The sequence below is a fragment of the Natrinema salinisoli genome, assembly GCF_020405205.1.
Classification (GTDB): Archaea; Halobacteriota; Halobacteria; order Halobacteriales; family Natrialbaceae; genus Natrinema; species Natrinema salinisoli.
Map to the genome: position 1 here is coordinate 1,782,802 of NZ_CP084469.1, position 17,800 is coordinate 1,800,601.

General features: G+C 64.4%; 17 protein-coding genes. 10 read left to right on the top strand and 7 right to left on the bottom strand.

Translation table 11 applies throughout. The annotated features are described in order from the left end of the window. Positions 1 to 137 precede the first annotated feature (137 nt). Both LDB05_RS08750 and LDB05_RS08755 read right to left on the bottom strand, forming a co-directional pair. Entirely contained in the window at positions 138 to 2,381 is a 2,244-nt protein-coding gene (locus LDB05_RS08750) for a methyl-accepting chemotaxis protein (RefSeq protein ID WP_226007540.1), read from the bottom strand. A gap of 252 nt (positions 2,382 to 2,633) precedes the next feature. Next, a complete protein-coding gene (locus tag LDB05_RS08755) occupies positions 2,634 to 3,464 on the bottom strand; it encodes an esterase/lipase family protein (protein ID WP_226007541.1) in 831 nt (276 codons plus the stop codon). 300 nt (positions 3,465 to 3,764) lie between these two features. Here LDB05_RS08755 and LDB05_RS08760 point away from each other — a divergent pair, with 300 nt between their 5' ends. From LDB05_RS08760 to LDB05_RS08770, 3 genes are all read left to right on the top strand, one after another. After that, positions 3,765 to 4,592, top strand: a complete 828-nt coding sequence (locus LDB05_RS08760) for a pantoate kinase (RefSeq protein ID WP_226007888.1) — start codon at positions 3,765 to 3,767, stop codon at positions 4,590 to 4,592. A gap of 327 nt (positions 4,593 to 4,919) precedes the next feature. Further along, the gene (locus LDB05_RS08765) at positions 4,920 to 7,826 is read left to right on the top strand and encodes a DUF1508 domain-containing protein (RefSeq protein WP_226007542.1); all 2,907 of its coding nucleotides are present in this window, start codon (positions 4,920 to 4,922) and stop codon (positions 7,824 to 7,826) included. A 222-nt stretch (positions 7,827 to 8,048) separates the two neighbouring features. Then, positions 8,049 to 8,696 (top strand): helix-turn-helix domain-containing protein, encoded by a 648-nt coding sequence (locus LDB05_RS08770; protein WP_226007543.1) that lies wholly within the window; start codon positions 8,049 to 8,051, stop codon positions 8,694 to 8,696. Positions 8,697 to 8,703: 7 nt separating this feature from the next. On the opposite strand, the gene LDB05_RS08775 is transcribed toward LDB05_RS08770, so the two are convergent. Then, on the bottom strand, positions 8,704 to 9,396 hold the full coding sequence (locus tag LDB05_RS08775) for a class I SAM-dependent methyltransferase (RefSeq protein WP_226007544.1): 693 nt from the start codon (positions 9,394 to 9,396) through the stop codon (positions 8,704 to 8,706). Positions 9,397 to 9,598: 202 nt separating this feature from the next. Between LDB05_RS08775 and LDB05_RS08780 the strand changes: the two genes are divergently transcribed. From LDB05_RS08780 to LDB05_RS08805, 6 genes are all read left to right on the top strand, one after another. After that, positions 9,599 to 10,378 carry a 4-phosphopantoate--beta-alanine ligase gene (locus LDB05_RS08780; protein WP_226007545.1) on the top strand — a complete coding sequence of 260 codons (780 nt, stop codon included), beginning with the start codon at positions 9,599 to 9,601 and terminating at the stop codon, positions 10,376 to 10,378. Between the two features lie 94 nt (positions 10,379 to 10,472). Further along, positions 10,473 to 10,760, top strand: a complete 288-nt coding sequence (locus LDB05_RS08785) for a HalOD1 output domain-containing protein (RefSeq protein ID WP_226007546.1) — start codon at positions 10,473 to 10,475, stop codon at positions 10,758 to 10,760. A gap of 83 nt (positions 10,761 to 10,843) precedes the next feature. Continuing rightward, entirely contained in the window at positions 10,844 to 11,041 is a 198-nt protein-coding gene (locus LDB05_RS08790) for a hypothetical protein (RefSeq protein WP_226007547.1), read from the top strand. A gap of 81 nt (positions 11,042 to 11,122) precedes the next feature. After that, positions 11,123 to 12,103, top strand: coding sequence for a tyrosine--tRNA ligase (locus LDB05_RS08795; protein WP_226007548.1), 981 nt, complete (start codon positions 11,123 to 11,125; stop codon positions 12,101 to 12,103). Positions 12,104 to 12,297: 194 nt separating this feature from the next. Next, positions 12,298 to 12,597, top strand: a complete 300-nt coding sequence (locus LDB05_RS08800; RefSeq protein WP_226007549.1) for a DUF8011 family protein — start codon at positions 12,298 to 12,300, stop codon at positions 12,595 to 12,597. Positions 12,598 to 12,851: 254 nt separating this feature from the next. After that, the gene (locus tag LDB05_RS08805) at positions 12,852 to 13,991 is read left to right on the top strand and encodes an acyl-CoA dehydrogenase family protein (protein ID WP_226007550.1); all 1,140 of its coding nucleotides are present in this window, start codon (positions 12,852 to 12,854) and stop codon (positions 13,989 to 13,991) included. 25 nt (positions 13,992 to 14,016) lie between these two features. Here the strand turns inward: LDB05_RS08805 and LDB05_RS08810 are convergent, their stop codons facing one another. Beyond that, positions 14,017 to 14,187 carry a hypothetical protein gene (locus tag LDB05_RS08810; protein ID WP_226007551.1) on the bottom strand — a complete coding sequence of 57 codons (171 nt, stop codon included), beginning with the start codon at positions 14,185 to 14,187 and terminating at the stop codon, positions 14,017 to 14,019. 157 nt (positions 14,188 to 14,344) lie between these two features. Between LDB05_RS08810 and LDB05_RS08815 the strand changes: the two genes are divergently transcribed. After that, on the top strand, positions 14,345 to 15,283 hold the full coding sequence (locus tag LDB05_RS08815; RefSeq protein ID WP_226007552.1) for a biotin--[acetyl-CoA-carboxylase] ligase: 939 nt from the start codon (positions 14,345 to 14,347) through the stop codon (positions 15,281 to 15,283). A gap of 177 nt (positions 15,284 to 15,460) precedes the next feature. On the opposite strand, the gene LDB05_RS08820 is transcribed toward LDB05_RS08815, so the two are convergent. From LDB05_RS08820 to LDB05_RS08830, 3 genes are read right to left on the bottom strand one after another with little or no spacing between them, the layout of a single operon-like run. Next, complete coding sequence (locus LDB05_RS08820; RefSeq protein WP_226007553.1) at positions 15,461 to 15,841, bottom strand: DUF7268 family protein; 381 nt, start codon at positions 15,839 to 15,841, stop codon at positions 15,461 to 15,463. After that, a complete protein-coding gene (locus LDB05_RS08825; protein WP_226007554.1) occupies positions 15,828 to 16,745 on the bottom strand; it encodes an ABC transporter permease in 918 nt (305 codons plus the stop codon). Before LDB05_RS08825 ends, LDB05_RS08820 begins: the two co-directional genes overlap by 14 nt. Beyond that, complete coding sequence (locus LDB05_RS08830) at positions 16,742 to 17,755, bottom strand: ABC transporter permease (RefSeq protein ID WP_226007555.1); 1,014 nt, start codon at positions 17,753 to 17,755, stop codon at positions 16,742 to 16,744. The genes LDB05_RS08825 and LDB05_RS08830 overlap by 4 nt, the downstream gene beginning before the upstream one ends. Between the last annotated feature and the right edge of the window lie 45 nt (positions 17,756 to 17,800).

Genomic DNA, 17,800 nt, shown 5'->3' on the forward strand with positions numbered 1-17,800 from the left:
CGAACAGCATCGGTGCTAGCTGAACAGAATTCGGCCCGTCCTCGAGCCGGTGGAACGCAGTCAGAACGTCCTGCGGGTCAGAAATCACGGCGAATCGGTTCGAAGAGGAATCCGCGTCGTGGCGGCCGTCCGACCGATCAGTCGTCTGCAGACTGCGCCGTCCTCGATGATCCACTGGTTTCGAACTCGTCGAGGTGCCGCTGCAGGTTGTTGGCTCGTTCGGCCAGTTGCGTCGCGCTCTCGGTCACTTCCGCGAGTGCGGACGTCTGTTCTTCGGCGGCCGCGGCGGCGGTACTCGCCTCCTTCGCGACGTGCTCGCTGAGGGACTCGGCCTCGTCGACCATCGTGACGATTTCCTGCGTCGATGCGGCCTGTTGCTGGCTGGCGTTCTTGATCTCCTTCGTCCCGTCGTACGTCTGTTTGGCGTAGCCGGCGATCTCGTCGAGCGCATCGACCGCTTGTTCGACCGTCTTGGCGCTCGAGGCGATCCCCTGACGGGTCTTCCGAACTTCGGTCGCGGTCGTGTCCGTCTGTGACGTGATGTCGTCGACGAGCTGGTCGATCTCGTCGGCCGACGCCTTCGTCTCGGCTGCAAGCTCCTTGACCTCGGTCGCGACGGCCGTGAACCCCTCCATGTCCGATCCGTTACGGGAGGCCTCGATGTTGGCGTTCATCGCCAGCATGTTCGTTTGCTCGGCGACCTTCTGGATGAACTCCGTGATCTCGTCGACGCGGTCGACCTGTGCCTGGAGCTGTTCGATCTCGTCGACGGCGGCTTCCGCGTCCTCGTCGATCTCGTCCATCGCCTCGATCGCTGCGGTCGCTGCGGTCGTCCCCTCCTGTCCGGCTTCCGCCGTCCGCTCGGCGATCGTCGTCACCTCGGTGGACAGCGACGAGATCTCCTCGGTCGACGCCGAAATCTCCTCCATTCCGTCGGCGACGGCGCGGAACGTCTCGTGTTGGCGCTCGGTGCTGTCGGAGATACGCTGGACGGCCTGACTGACTTCGCCACCTGCCTGCTGGACCTCTTCGGCGCTGGCCGTGACTTGCTGGCCGTGTCCCGCGACCTCGTCTGCGAACCGTTTGACGCCGTCGGTCGTTCGCTCGAGTTCGGCCATCATCTCGTTGTACTCGGTTGCGATATCGCTCATCGCCTCGTTCTGGCTGTCCGCGTCCATCCGGCGCGTCAGATCGCCGTCAGCGGCCTGCTCCATCACGTCGCGGAACTCGGTCGCTTTCGTCTCGAGGTGGTCCGCGAGCGCCGCCAGTTCCCGACCCTTCTGCTCGGCTCGATTCCGTGCCTCCTCGGACTTCCGGAGGTTCTCCCGGACCGAATCGCGCATCTCCGCGAAGGCGTCGTAGAGTCGCCCGATCTCGTCGCGTCGATCACTCTCGAGTTCGGTGTCGAGGTTCCCCCGCTCGAGTTCACCCGCCTTCTCCGCGAGCGTGCCGAGCGAGTTACTCGTCGATCGACCGACGACGATGCCAATGACGCCGAGCCCGACCAGCGAGACGAGTACGAGCGCGATCACCGACTGCGTGATCTCCTGTTGCAGCGCGAACGCCTCGGTGGTCGGAATGTGCGTCATGATGACCCAGTCGGTCCCCTCGACCGGGGCGAAGCCCATCGACATCGTTTGGCCGCCCATCTCCATTTCGACGTAGTCGACCTCGCCGTCGAGGCCTCGCTTGACAGCCATCGATTCGGGTTCGCCGGACGAGTCGACGTTTGGCTCCCCGACACGGTCGTTGTGGTGGCTCAACGCGACGATCCCGTTCGAGTCGACCACGTGGGTGAACGACCCGCTCACGTTCGCCGGCTGCTCGAGGGAGTTCGAAACCGTCACCAGGTCGAACTCGAGGACGACGAGGCGATCGCTGTCGCCGGCAGCTTTGGTGACGAATCCGGCAACGGGTCCCTCGGCGGTTTCCGACTCGTATGGACCGAAGAGCGTCGGTTCCCTGCCGCCGATGTCGCTGCTCGCCCACGGTGTATCTGCGAGACTGCTGCCCTCGGCGTCTCCCTGCGTGCTCGCGAGCACTTCGTAGTCGGCCGCGTCGACGTAGTGAACGCCCGTAACGGCGGGATCCATTCGCTCGTATTCCGCGTCGAACGTCGATCGGATGCGATCCGTCTCGCCGCTCCGCACTGCATCCGAGGACGCCAGGAATCTCGTTTGTCCCCGCCGGTGGTCGACCCATTCCGCGACGGACTCCGACTGCAGTTCGGTGGACTGAACCATCGTCGACTCTGTCTCGTCCGCGAGACTCGTCCCCGTCTGTACGTAAATCAGGGCCCCGATAGCAGCAACTGCGGCGACGACGACGAACAGTGCGAGAAGAAGCTTCAGTGCATAGCTACTCCGAATTCGTTCCCCCAATGTAGTGACCGGATTCCCCATAGTATATCCACTCGAACCATTATATGTATAAAAATCATTGGGTCCTGATGATTGATGTGTAGAACGTAACTGAAACGTTGTACGGGTATCAGTTATTCATCTTGGCGTGAAAATTGTATCTCTTGATTCCGGATCCGATATTTCGATTCGCCGTCGATACTCAGAAAGATACCCGTAGTGGTGGTATGTCACGGAAATCGGGCGAACATCCACGGCTGACGTCGCGGGCGATCAGTCGCAGCTACCGGTGTTGATCGCCGCGGCGAGGTCCGCGCCGACCGCTCCGTCACCGAGGTACTCGAGGTGGCCGCCGACACTGCCGGTCACGTCGACGTCAGTGTAGTTCGCGGCCGGGTTACAACCCGCGCCCTCGGTCCCGAGGGCGGTATCGCCGAAGCCACCGTAGGCCGAGCCGACCGTCGAGTCGTTCTGTGAGTGGTAGTTGCGGACCTCACAGGCGTTGCTGAGGCCGGGGTTCCACGGATCGCCACAGACTTCCGACCCGTCGGCGGCCGCGCCCAGGGGCGCGACGGTCTCGATCTCGTACCCAGAGCTCAGTTTCGTCGCCGTCCACAGGACGCATCGACCGCCGAGCGAGTGGCCGACGAGACGAACGTTACCGCCCCCGCTGTCGGAGAAGTCCTCGACGAGGCCGGCAACGACCTCCCCGACGTCTTCGGTGTCGCTCTCGGCACCGAGGTAGTTGAAGTTCGTCGCCGGCCACTCGATCGCGGCGGTCGCATCCGGCGAGTAGCCGCCCGCCTCGAGCGAGTCGAGCACGTCGGTGGCCTGGCTCGAGACGGTGCTATCGCCGAACCAGCCGTGGATGAAGACGAGCAGTTCGTCCGTGACCGGAAGGCTGCCGTCGGCGCTCCAGCCGAACCAGCCGTCGTCGACCGAGATCACGTCGGGTCCGCCCCACTGTGCTGACGCCGAGGTGGACGCTGCCGCCAGTCCCGTCCCGCCGACGATCGCCGTCCCCGTCGCTTTCAGGAGCGTTCGTCGGTTCGTCGTCGATTCGTCCGTTGCCAGCCCGTCGCCGGGCATGTCGTTAGTTGTCATACTGCAAACTATGCATGCACGTACCAATCATTGACGTTTCTTTCTCCATACGAAGTATATATAAAATTGAACGAAGCGAGCAGCACGATTCTCAACGCGAACGGGAGACCGCCTCCGTATCCTCGGCAGATATTCAACCGCGAACCAGATCGACCCCCTTTCGTGATTGCTACCGCCATCGCCTTCGCCACCTGTCCCGAGAAACGCATCACCGGCCCGAACCGGAACCGCGCTCGAGCCGCCGACGGATCGGAACGGAACCTTCAAGATTATATCGCTCGGGCCAAAATCGGGGTGGTAATGCGCGAGGAGGCGACGGCGTTCGTTCCCGGACATGTTACGGGTTTTTTCAGCACTCACCCGGACGAGGATCCGACGAAAGCCGGCTCACGGGGCGCGGGACTGACGCTCACGGACGGTGTCGAAGTAACGATCGAACCGGCGACGGAGTCAACTATCGTACTCGACGGGGAGGAAATCGAGGTCGATCCGGTGACGACCGTGCTCGAGACGCTCGACGCGAGCGCCCGCGTCGAGGCCGATTCCGATCTCCCGATCGGCGCTGGCTTCGGTGTTTCGGGGGCACTAACACTGGGTACAGCGCTCGCGGTGAACCGCGTGTTCGAACGCAAGCTCTCGATGAACGAACTGGTCACCATCGCCCACGGTGCCGAGGTACAGGCCGGCACTGGGCTCGGTGACGTAGTGGCGCAGGCCCACGGGGGCGTTCCGATTCGCCTCGAGCCGGGCGGGCCACAGGACAACACGCTCGACGCAATTCCGGCGCGTGCGCGTGTCGAGTACATTTCTTTCGGCGAGCTCTCGACCGCCGACGTGCTTTCGGGCGACACCGACCAGCTGACGGCGGCCGGCAAGGAGGCACTCTCCAGGGTCGTCGAAGAGCCGACCCTTCTGTCGTTCATGTACGCCTCGCGGTTGTTCGCGCGCGACGCCGAGTTGCTCACTGAACGGGTCATCGAAACCATCGCTGACGTCTCGGCCGCGGAGGGACAGGCGTCGATGGCCATGCTGGGCGAAACCGTCTTTGCGCTCGGAACCGGCCTTTCCGACGCCGGCTACGAGCCGTCCGTCTGTACGACACATCCTGCGGGCGCGGTGCTCAAATAATCGTATTCGTTCGAGATATAGGCGATTAGAAGATATTTCAGTACTAAATCACCAGACGGTGGGGGGATAAACGGTGATTCGACGGCTGCTCCGCTGACGAAAACGCCATCCGTCCGTCATCGCTGACGCTCACTCGTCAGTTTGACCTGTGGAGCCGTTCTATCGATCACCGTTCTCGGTCGAGGGAGTTACGGATCGGTTCTTGTCCCCTGAGAATCATTTTATAGGAAAAGAGTCTGAAAATATTGCCGATTATATGTGACAGTAAGACTATAGGAAGCCAGAACTTTATTATGATTCGTTCAAGTTATCCGTTCAAGTTTGGCAATGGCTTCACGCACTGACATACACCACAGACTGTTTCGGCTGTACGAACGGTACGTCGGCGAACCCGACTCGAGCAAGGACGTTTACGGCTACTGGCTGTTTATCGTCGGTTACATTATCGGCGCTGCCGGGGTGGCAACGTTCGTAATCGGATACGCGGGTGAGGGGTACAACTATACGGTGATCAGGATCGCGGGGGTGACGGCCGCGACGGGACTCGCCTTCTGTCTGTTCGGTATCGTGCTCATGCTACCGGTACGGCGACGCGGGATTCAGGCCAGTGTCGTCGGACTCCTCGTCGCGCTGGGGGGTGTCGGTTTCTTCGGGTGGGCGTATCCGAACAACTGGCGGGAACTCGGCGTCGACTACAGCGTTCAAGTGATTACCGTTTACACGGTCGGTATCGGGATCATCGCGGGGGTAACCGCCCTCGTTCCCATCCTGACGGGACGAAAGGGGATGTTCGTCGAAGAGGAAGGGACGAGCGAAGATCCGCCGATCATGACGGGAGACGCGATGGAAGGCGCTCAGTTCGCCGTCTTCCGCGACGAGAACGGCGACTGGAAGTGGCACGTCCTCCACCTCGAGGCGCTGGCCCAGAGCAACGAGAGCGCCGTGACGCGCCCGGACGCCTCTGAAGGGATCGAACGCGTCAAATCCCAGATCAGCTCCGCGGGGCTGATGGAGCTGACGACGTCGGCGTTCCGACTCTACGAGGACCGCGACGGCACCTGGCAGTGGACGCTCGCCCGCGACGACGGTTCCATCGTCGGCTCCTGTGCCGGCGAGTTCGACCAGCGCGACGGTGCCGAGGAATCGGTGAGCTTCCTGAAAGACCGCGGTCCCGACGCGGACGTGATCGAGATCGAAGGGGCAGCGTTCACCTACGAGGAGCGACGCGATCAGTGGCACTGGCAGCTGGTCGACGACGATCGGACCCCGCTCGCCGCGAGCGAATCCGGCCATTCGACCCAGGAAACAGCCGAGGAGGACGCTCGGGAGTTCGCCGAAACGTTCGATCAGGCGCGGGTCCTCGACATCGACACCATCGGCGTGGAACTCTGCGAGCAGGCAAACGGCTGGACCTGGCGGTTCGTCGACGCGGCCGACGACGTCCTCGCGACCAGCACGCACGAGTTCAGCTCCCGGCGCTCGGCCGAGGAAGCCGCCGAATCGCTCCTGCCCGACCTCGAGTCGGCGTCGATTACCGTCTCCGGCGAACCGACCTACGAACTCTACGAATCGGACGAGGAGTGGCACTACAGACTCGTCGACGAAGCCGAACACGTCATCGCGCGCGGTCCCGACGGAACCGCCGACAAGGGGAGCTCCGAACAGTGGGCCCAGCAGTTCGGTGACAACGCCGCCGAGGCGGACGTCGTCGAGATCGAACCCGCGGAGTACGAGGTCTTCCAGGCCGACGACGAGAGCGCCGCCGGAAGCGCAGCCTCGACCTCGGACGGCACGCTCGCCGAAACGATCGACGAGCCCGAGCCGGCGGCCGACGGCGGGACGACGACCGGCGACGTGCCGGCGGGAGACGAGAACCCGTGGCACTGGCGGCTCGTGACGGACGACCGCGATATCATCGCCGCGAGTACCGAACCACACGCCGACGCCGACTCGGCGACGGAAGCGATCGAGCGGGTCCGTCAGCAGGCCAGCGAAGCCGACCTCATCGAGTTCGAGAACGCGGCGTTCCAGGTCTACGAGGCCGACTCCGGCGAGTGGCGCTGGCGGCTCATCGACGAGGACGGCAACGTCCTCGCGGACAGCGGCGCGGAGCACACGTCCCGTAACGAGGCGTCCCAGGCGATGATGACGCTGAAAGAGCAGGCTCCCGAGGCCGAACTGCTCGAGATCGAGACCGCGGCGTTCGAGCTCTTCGTCAACGAGGACGACGAGTGGGGCTGGCGGCTCATCGACGAGGGCGGGAAGCTCGTCGCCGAGGACCCGAACACCCACCCGACCCGCGACGCCGCTCGCGAGGCGATGAACCGACTGCTCGAGCACCTCGAGTCCGACGTGCGGACGATGGACAACGCGATCTTCCAGACGTATGCGACCGAGGACTGGCACTGGCGATTCGTCATGCCGGACGGCGAAACCGTCGCGCTCGGCGACGAGGCCCATCCGACCCGCGACGAGTTGGTCGACGGCCTCGACGACGTGCGCGAGGCTGCCGCATCGGCCCGTCAGTACACGATCGGCAACGTGTCCGTCCAGCTCTACGGAAACGGCGAGTGGCGCTTCCGCCTGCTCGACCGCGACCGCGAAGAGATCGCCGACTCGGACGTGTCCTACGCCGACCGCGACGCGGCGACGGCCGGCGTCGAGGACCTTCAGCAACACGCGACCGACGCACCGATCTTCGCGATCGAAGAGGGCGCAATCCGGCTCAACGAGGAGGACGGCTGGTCCTGGGACCTCGTCGACCGCGAGCGCGACGTGCTGGCCAACGGGGTCGGCACCGCCGAGACCAAAGACGATCTCATGGACGACGTCGACAAAGTCCGTCAGCTCGCGCCGAAAGCGGGCCGCGTCGACTTCGACGTCGCGTCCTTCGAACTCGTCGCCAACGAGGACGACCGCTGGCACTGGCGGCTCATCGACGAGGACGGACGGACCGTCGCGACCGGCTCCGAGACCTACGAAACGACCGAAGACGCCCGCGAGGCCCTCGAGGACGTTCGCGACCTCATCGAAGCTGCGAGCATCCTCGAGATCGACAGCGTGTCCTTCGAACTGCACATCGCGGAGGACGGCTGGGTCTGGCAGCTCATCGACGAGTACGGGACGACGATGGCCGAGAGCACGCAGACCTACGAGACGCGGACCGCTGCCCGCGAAGCGATGAACGACGTGAAAGCGCAGGCCCCCGACGGCTGGATCACGTTCACGGAGTAGTCGCGACGGCGGTTCGAATCGCTCACTGACTGACCGCTTTTTCGCCGGTTTCTTCGGTCCGTTCCCCGCTCGATGCGGGACGACTCGGATCCCGACGACCGGCCCACACCGAAGCTATCGTCGGACGGAATTCCGGCACATACCGATGCCGGCGCCGACGAAACACGGAAATATTCCCGATAGCTATCGGGATTTATTTGCTTCGGTCGATATACTCGAGCCATGAAATCGATGCGCATCGAACTGGAATACACCTCGGAGGCGATTCCGTCGCTCCACGAGGCGATCTGCGAGTCGCCCCGCATCGAGCGAGAGGTAATCGTGGGTGGGCAGGCAGTCGACGGCGTCGAGACGATCACGTCGTTCGTCTACGGCGATGCTGACGCCTACGAGCCGCGACTGGCCGACCTGGAGAACGTATTGGAGTACGACATCACGCCGGCGGACGACGGGTTCTTCTGTTATCTCCGCCGAGAGCTCGACTCCGAGGGAGTCTCGCTGTTGAACGCGCTTTCACAGGAGACCGTCGTGGTCGTGCCCCCGATCGAGGTCCGATCCGATCGGACGATTCGACTGACGATCGTCGGTCATTCGTCGGCGCTGTCGGCCGTAGTCGACGAGGTCCCAGAAAGACTGACACTGGACGTTCGCTGGGTGAGCGAGGACGTGACGGTCACCGAACCGTCCGTGACCGATCGCCAACTGGTAGCGCTCCGCGCGGCCCGCGACGTGGGCTACTACGAAATTCCACGGACGGCCGGAATCGAAGCGGTCGCCGACGAACTCGAGTGCGCCGTCTCGACGGCGTCGGAACTCCTCCGACGCGGCGAGGCCAACGCGGTCGACCGCGTGCTCGATGAGGGACCGTAGGCTCCGATCAGTCAGCCGCTCGTTTCGTGCAGAGCGCCGTGAACGCCGTGCCAGCGAAGTGCGTGTCCGCGATTTCGCACGTATCGAAGACGGCCTCGAGCGACCCCACGACGTCGCCGTCGGGATTCCAGTTCGCGTACCAGCGGAAGAACCGCCAGATGAGGGGATTCAGTACTCGAAGGGGGCCGCTCGGAGCCGGCCGAACGTCGACGATTGCGAGGCGCGCGCCGGGAACGAGCGAGCGGGAGACGTTCTCCACGGCGCGTCGGACGTCAGGCATGACGGACAGGGAAAGCGACGCGAGCGCCGCGTCGAAGGGGTCGTCGAACGCGACCGTCGTCGCGTCGGCTCGCTGTACGCTGACGTTCTCCCAGCCGCGGGCCTCGATGCGCTCGCGCGCGTTCGCTACCATCTCCGGGCTGTAATCGACGGCGACGAGTTCGCCTTCCTCGCCGATCTCCTCGCGGATCCGCTCGAAGTTGACGCCCGGGCCGCATCCCATCTCGAGCACGCGATCGCCCGGTTCGAGGGCCAGTCGATCGATGGCCGCCTCGCGAATCGGCTCGAAATCCTTCTCGCTCTGTCCGTAATAGTTGCTCCACCGATCCCAGACCGTCCGACTGCGCTCGAGGTGCGCCTCGTACCCGCCGTCCGAACGAGACGTCTCGGTCACCGCCTTGTCCTGCTGTTCCGTGGCCATATCAAGACGTGGAGCGACTCGACCGAGCCACTATTCCCGAAATCTATCGGGCGTTTATATAGTATCGGTCGCGACCGAGTTCGGCAGCTCGTGGTCGACGGAGTCGCCAGGCCAGCGGGCCCCGGTCGATCGATCGGTCGGCCGAGCGGTCTCTCCGCGACCGATCGGGCCGCTTTTTATCGACCCAATCGAGTGACCGATCGTGAGCGATTACGACAGCGTCTCCGCCGACGTCGAGCACGAGGAGGAGATTCCGGAGGAGCATCCCAGATACCAGGACTTGATCACCCGCCATCGGATCGAGAAGGGCGTCGAGAAGGGAATCACGCACCTCCAGGGGATGCACGCCGAGGGACGAGGCAGCGCGTTCGACTACCTGCTCGGTGAGGAAACGATTCCGAGCGCGAACGACGCGGAACGGGCGGCCGCGGCCCATCTCCTGCTCGCCGACCGCCCCGTCCTCTCGATCAACGGCAACGTCGCGGCGCTGGTCCCCGCCGAGATGGTCGACCTCGCCGATGCCACGGGTGCCGACCTCGAGGTCAACCTCTTCAATCGCACGCCGGAGCGACTCACGGCTATCGCCGATCACCTCCGCGAACACGGCGCTGACGACGTGAAGGGACTCGAGGCCGACGCGCGGATCCCGAACCTGGACCACAAGCGGGCGAAAGTCGACGCCGACGGGATCTACGAGGCCGACGTGGTGCTCGTCCCGCTCGAGGACGGTGACCGGGCCGAGGCCTTAGACGAGATGGGGAAAACCGAGATCGTGATCGACCTCAACCCGCTGTCCCGATCGCCGCAGGTGGCCGACGTGCCGATCGTCGACAACATCATTCGCGCCGTGCCGACCATCACCGAGCACGCGCGGGAACTGGCCGACGCGGACGACGACGAGCTCCGGGCGATTATCGACGACTTCGACCGAGAGCAGGCGCTCGAGGCGGCCGAGGAACGGATTCGATCGGGCGATCTCTGACTGACAGTGTCCGCCTCGCTTTCCCATGCGGGCGCGTGGCACGCATGGGCCAGTACAATCGTTATGCACCCTGCGTCCGATGTCTCCGGTAGTGATGAGGGAGCCGATCGATGCCACGGGCGAGGATGTCGTGTTACAACGGCAATTGGACGCCGATCAGGGCAATCAGATGGTTCAACTCGTCGAACTCATCGCCGATATCGACGACGTCGAGCCGACGGAAATCTCGCCGATCTATCGCGATATCGATAGTCTCGTTTCCAACTTCTTCGGCTCGCAACCGCCGTCTCGCGGCGATGCGACGCTCGCCTTTTCCTATCAGGGATACCGGATCCATCTAAAACAGGACGGCAGAACGACCGTCTGCGACCTCTCCACGTAACGGCTTCGCTCCGAAACGGGGTCTCATCGCTGCCGGTACTGTTGGGCCAACTATTTTCTGTCACTGGTTCGAACCGTCGACCCATGCCATCGCTCGAGCCACCGTGTCTGCGATCGGAACACGCCTCCCGCGGCGCCGCCGAGGGAGCGAAACTCGGCGGCAAAGTCGGCGGCGTCGCCGGACCGGCGGGCGGTGCCGTCGGAGCCGGCGTCGGTGCGGCCACCGGCTATCTGGCCGGCACGGCGCGCGATCGCGTCGAACGCGTCCTGAAGCCGTTCTGACCGTCCCCGATCGGCGGCTCGCTCGAGTCGGAGCGAGCGCTTTTCAGGAGGTATAAATTCCTCCTCCGGTTTCCCTCCCACATGGACGCCTACGAGCTGCTGACGCGCAACGCCGAGGAGGTCGTCACCGACGAGGAGGTCCGCGACCTCGCCGAGGATCCGGCGGGGAAACGCGCCTACGTCGGCTACGAGCCCTCGGGCGTGCTCCACCTCGGCCACCTCCTGACCGCGAACAAGCTCATCGACCTCCAGGACGCGGGCATGGAGGTCGTCGTCCTGCTCGCGGACGTCCACGCCTACCTCAACGAGAAGGGGACGTTCGAAGAGATCCGGGACACCGCCGAGCAGATGAAAGCCCAGTTCCTCGCCTACGGACTCGACGAGGAGCAAACGGAGTTCGTCTACGGCTCCGAGTTCCAGCTCGAAGAGGAGTACACCCTCGACCTGCACCACCTCGAGCGCGAAACGACGATGAACCGCGCCCAGCGCGCGATGGCCGAGATTCAGGGCGACGAGACGGCCAAGGTGAGCCACCTCGTCTACCCGCTGATGCAGACGCTGGACATCGAGTACCTCGACCTGGACCTCGCGGTCGGCGGGTTAGACCAACGCAAGGTCCACATGCTCGCCCGCGAGAAGCTGCCCGAACTCGACTACGACGTCCGGCCGGCGATCCACACGCCGATCGTCGCCGACCTCACCAGCGGCGAGGGCAAGATGTCCTCGAGCGAGGGGATCAGCATCTCGATGGAGGACTCGACCGAGGAGCTCGAGGAGAAGGTCAACTCGGCGTTCTGTCCGCCGACGCGGGAGCCGGAGGACGACCTCGAGAACCCCGTCCTCGAATTGTTCGAGTACCACGTCTTCCCGCGGTTCGACGAGGTCGTGGTCGAACGGCCCGACAAGTACGGCGGCGATCTGGCCTACGAGGACTACGAGGACCTCGCCGAGGACCTCGATTCGGGCGAACTCCACCCCGCCGACGCGAAGGGAACGCTCGCGACCTACCTCGACGAACTGATCGCACCGGGTCGCGAGAAGCTGCGCGAGATCCGAGGCTAACCGGTCGGTCTACGCGACGCTCGCGACACGGACGAAGACGGGTTCGTCGTCGGGGAGGATGCTGAATCCGTTTCGGTAGCGTGTCAGCGAACACTTCGGACTGGCCTGGACTCTGTTCGGTATCGGTGACGGACGTCCCGCCGAGCTGTAGGACTACAGACAGTATTTGGGCTTCGAGTGAGAATATATCCTCGATGCCCTCCACCATCAGCGAAGTCGTATTCAGTAAGCCGTCCGGCCGTTCCACTGCAATACTCCAGTTCGCTGGATCACTCATCTTCCTGGGACTGTACGTCTACTCCAGGACTGTTGGCAACGCTGGCTCGAGCAGTTGGTTGCTCATAATGGTGATCGGATCCGCGTTGGCTGGCATTGCCGAGTCCCTTCCGAAGAACCGCCGACTGACAGCCGGCCTATTCCGTCTAGCAGCGGTCCTCGTATTGCTGTGTCTCCTCGCTGCGTCCGTCTTCAGGCCCGAATTCATCATCGGATAACCGTCGAGAATCGCTGTGAACGACTCGAAGACATGTAATCGACGGCGTTTTTCACCCGACGGGCGCGTTCCGCCGCGGTACTATTGCCAACACAGTACTGGTCCGTTTTCCAGCGGATGGCACGGGAGACACGCAGTATTCGAACACGACATCTCGCTCCTACGAACGGTGAGACCGCGTCTCGGCTCCGTCATGGACACCGTTTCACCGGCGCTTGCCGATGGATTGACGGTCCGTCCGCCCGAGGTCGTGGTATGTCGTTTCAGCTCACTGCGGAGCAGCAGGCGATCCGGGACGCGGTCCGGGAGTTCGGCGATGCCGAGATCCGTCCGGTCGCCGCGGAGTACGAAGCCGAACACCGCTATCCGTCCGAACTACTCGCGGCAGCGGCAGATCTGGACCTCGTGGCGCCGCACGTTCCCGAGGAGTACGGCGGCGCGGGGATGGATCCGATTTCGACGATCATCGTCACCGAGGAACTGTGGCGCGCCGATCCCGGCGTCGGCGGGTCGATTTCCGCGGCGGACTTCGGAACGGGAATGCTCGTCGAGTACGGCGACGAGTGGATGTGCGAGGAGTGGCTGCCGCGGGTCACTGCGGGCGAGACGCCGATTGCGACCGGGATCTCCGAACCCGCACACGGGTCAAACGTTGCAGGAATGGAGACGCATGCGGAGAAAGATGGGAACGAGTGGGTAATCAACGGTCAGAAGATGTGGATCACCAACGGCACCGTCGCCGATGTCGCGATCGTTATGGCGAAAACGTCGCCAGAGAAGGGCCACAACGGGATCACCGCGTTCCTCACCCCGACGGACGTCGACGGCTACGAGGCCACGGCGATCACGAACAAGCTCGGGATCGAGGCACAGGACACCGCCGAGATCGTCCTCGACGACCTCCGCGTCCCCGAGGAGAACGTCGTCGGCGAGGTCGACGAGGGGTTCTACCAGCTCATGGGCTTTTTCGCCCCCGCTCGCGCCGACGTCGCCGCGCAGGCGACTGGCGTGGCACAGGCCGCGCTCGAGGAAGCCATCGCCTACGCGAACGAGCGCGAACAGTTCGATCAGAAGATTTCGGAGTTTCAGGCGATTCGACACAAGATCGCCGAGATGGCGACTAACGTCGAGGCGGCGCGTTCGCTCGCCTATCGGGCGGGGGCCGCGCTCGAGTCGGGCGAGGACGACCGCGCCACGAGACTCGCCTCGATGGCGAAGCTGTTCGCGAGCGAGCGGGCCGTCGACGTCACCGACGAGGCGCTACAGATTCACGGAGGCGCGGGATACGTCTCGGATCACCCGGTCGAGCGCTTCTACCGGGACGCCCGGATCACGAAGATCTACGACGGCACGAGCGAGATCCAGAAAAACATCATCGCCGATCGGTTGCTCTAGTCGCGTCGAAATACGGCCGACCCGGTCAGAACTCGACCGCCCCGATCCACGTCTCGTCCCCGCAATGGCGACACTCGAAGGTCGTCTCGTACTCCTCACACGGTTCGTGGACTCCCCGACCACACGTCTCGCAGTACCGGATCTCCCCCTCGCCGATGCGCGTTTCGCAGACCGGACAGCGGTCGCCGATTTTCATGGGTTGTGCTAACGGTTTTCACCCCGTACGAACGTCCGAGTACCACCAGCAAAAGCCTAGGGACCGGCAGTCGAGCCGATACGTCACGGTCGTGATATACGGGGTCGAAAGCGGCGGATCCGGCCGATTGAAGTACGAGCGGACTCCTTACGGGGCCATGAACGAAACACGACGGGCGATCCTCGAGGCACTCGCCGAGGGACCGGTCTCGGGGCCGGCGCTGGCCGACGAGCTCGATATCTCGCGAGCGGCGGTCTGGAAGCACATCGACGGGCTTCGGGAGGCCGACTTCGAGATCGAGAGCGGGTCGAGCGGCTACGAACTCGCCGGCGTCGACGCGTACAACGCCCCCGCGATCGAGTTCGGACTCGAGGCCCCGTTTTCGATCGAGTACCACGACTCCGTAGGGAGTACGAACGACCGAGCGCGCGAGCTCGCGACCGACGGAGCGACGGACGTCGCCGTCGTCGCGGACGAACAGACAGGCGGTCGCGGCCGCCTCGAGCGCGAGTGGTCCGCACCCGCGGGCGGCGTCTGGGTGAGCATCGTAACGCGACCGACGATCACACCCGCGGAGGCACCGCTGTACACGCTCGCAGCTTCGGTCGCCGCGGCGACGGCCGCGCGAGAAGCCGGCGTCGACGCCCGGATCAAGTGGCCGAACGACGTGGTCGTCCCGGTCGGCGACGACGGAGCGTACCGAAAACTCGCCGGGATCCTCACCGAGATGGAGGGCCAGACCGATCGAGTGGACTGGCTCGTCGCCGGTATCGGCGTCAACGCGAACCTCGATTCCGACGGGCTCCCCGAGGGTGCGACCAGCGTCCGCGACGAGGCCGGCGACGTCGACCGTCGCCACTTCGTCCAGCGGCTCCTCGAGGAGTTCGATCGCTACCGAACCGACCTCGAGTCGGTCGTCCCCGCGTGGCGCGAACTGGCGCTGACGCTCGGACAGCGCGTGCGCGTCGATCGTCCCGCGGGCGAGATCGTCGGCGAAGCGATCGACGTCACGGAGTCTGGTGCCCTCGTGGTCGAAACCGACGACGGCCGGGTGACCGTTTCGGCGGGCGACTGCGAGCACCTGCGTCCCGTCTGACTGGTATCGCCTCCGGTCTGATCGAAAACCGTTTTTCCGAATTCGCGGGCGGCCCGTGATCCGCAGGGCCGTTCCTCACGGCGACGATACGCCGTATCCCGGGTGTCCGAGACGACGAGCGCGTCACCGATCACGACTGCGAGACCCTGCTGGCGTAGCGATGGCGGAGCGCCGCTCTCAGACGCCGAGCAGGATCGAGGCGGCGGCCGCGGCGACGACCCACCCCGCGCCCGTCCAGGACACCACGAAAAACGCCTCGCGAGCGCTGGCTTCCGTCCACCCGGCGCTCACGTCGAGGCGGTCCTGCATCCCCTCGATGGTCCGTCCGAGGCCGACCGCCGTCGACCACGCGGTGACGCCGAACCCGAGGACGAGCGCCCCGAGCGCGAACGCCGTGTCGGTCGCGCCTCGCGCCGACCAGACCGTCAGAAGCCCCAGCGAGACGGCCGCCCCGAGCACGGCTCCGACGGCAACCCAACGAGTGGCGGCGGTCACGAGTCGACTGATTCGCTCGAGCCAGGTCGTCGAGACGGCGACGGTGCGATCAGTCGACGGCATCTCGCATACGTGGATCGAGGGCGTCTCGCATCCCGTCGCCGAGGAGGTTGAATCCGAGGACGGTGAGTGCGAGGAACAGGCCAGGGAAGAACGACCACCACCACGACCCCGAGAACAGGCCGCGCTCGACCCCCTCGGCGAGCATCATTCCCCACGACGGGTCGCCGGGGCTCGCACCGAACCCGAGGAACGACAGCGCCGCGATGTCGATGATCGCCAGCCCGTAGTTCAGCGTCGACTGGACGGTGATCGGTGCCAGACAGTTCGGCAGGACGTGGCGAATCAACAGCCGCGGATCGGTCGCGCCGAGCGCGCGCGTCGCTTCGATGTACTCGTCCTCGAGCACTTTCAGCGCCGCGCCGCGGACGACCCGGGCGAACCGCGGCGTGTAGACGAGGGTGAGCGCGGCGACCGCGCGCCACAGTCCGAGCGACTCGGGGAAGACGGTGACGAGCGCGAGCGCCAGCAACAGCGACGGGAACGAGAGGAGCACGTCCATCGTCCGCATGATCACGTTGTCCGTGAGGTCGCCGTAGTACGCCGCGACGATACCGGCGGCGATGCCGAGGACCGTGGACGCGAGGACCGTCGCGGTCCCGAACTTCAGTGCGTACCACGCGCCGTACAGGACGCGCGGGAAGATGTCGCGGGCCTGTCCGTCCGTCCCGAACCAGAACGCGGCGCTCGGTCCCGCCTCGGTCGGGTTGGACCCGAACTGGGTGGCGACGATGGCGCCGAGATCGTACGCGACTCGAGCGTAGACGGCGACGAGAACCATTCCGGCGATGATACTGAGCCCGATGACGGCGATGCGGTTCGACAGCAGCTCCGTGAGGAACGGGCTGGCGCGGATGCGTTCGGCGATGCTGCGCTCGACGTCCGTAGATTTCGTTTTCGTGCTCATTGTTCGATCCGTGGATCGAGGATGGAGTACGTAATGTCGACGAAGAGGTTCACTAACGTGTACATGAACGCGAAGACGAGGACGGTCGCCTGCACGACCGGGTAGTCGCTCTGGTTGATGGCGGAGACGAGCAGCGTCCCGATCCCGTTGATCTCGAAGACGGTCTCGGTCAGCACGGTGCCGCCGAGCATCGAACCGAACTGAATCCCGATGATCGTAATAACGGGAATGAACGCGTTTCGGAGTCCGTGTTTCATGATCGTCGTCTTCGCGCCCTGCCCTTTCGCGCGGGCCGTCCGCATGTAGTCCTGTCTGACGACTTCCAGCATCGACGATCGCATCATCCGGGAGATGAAGGCCATCGAGTAGACGCCGAGCACGACGACGGGCATGAACAGGTGTCGAACCGCGGACTGAAACGCCGCCATGTCTCCGGCGAGCAGGGTGTCGACGAGGATGAATCCGGTCCTCGAGTCGATGAAGTGTGAGGAGCCGATCCGACCGCTCGTCGGGAGGACGCCCAGGATCTGTGCGAACAGCAGTATGAGGAGCGGCCCGCTCCAGTAGATCGGGATGCTGATGCCAGTGAGCGCCCCGATTCGGGAGAAGTGATCGGTTAGCGTATCCTTCTTGACGGCACTCAGGATGCCGAGCGGGAGCCCGAACAGCAGGCCCGCGATCTGCCCGAGAATGGCGAGTTCGATCGTGATGGGGAGTCGGTCGGCGAGGATCGCGCTGACGTCGGTCCCGCGCCGGACCTGATAGGACTCCCCGAACTCGAGCGTCGCAGTGTCCCGGAGGAATCGGACGTACTGTTGCCACAACGGGTCGTCGAGGCCGAGGTCGCGTCGAACCTGATCGATGAACTCCTGACTCGCGCGGTCGCCCGCGATGGCTATCGCAGGGTCGCCCGGCGAGAGGTGGAGGATAGCGAAGACCACTGTCGCCACTCCGAACAGCACCGGGCCGAGCAACAGCAGGCGTTTGGCCACGAACCGCTTTGATATCATTATTCGAAGGTGGAAATTCGAGATCCAAATACCGTTCTATCTTTT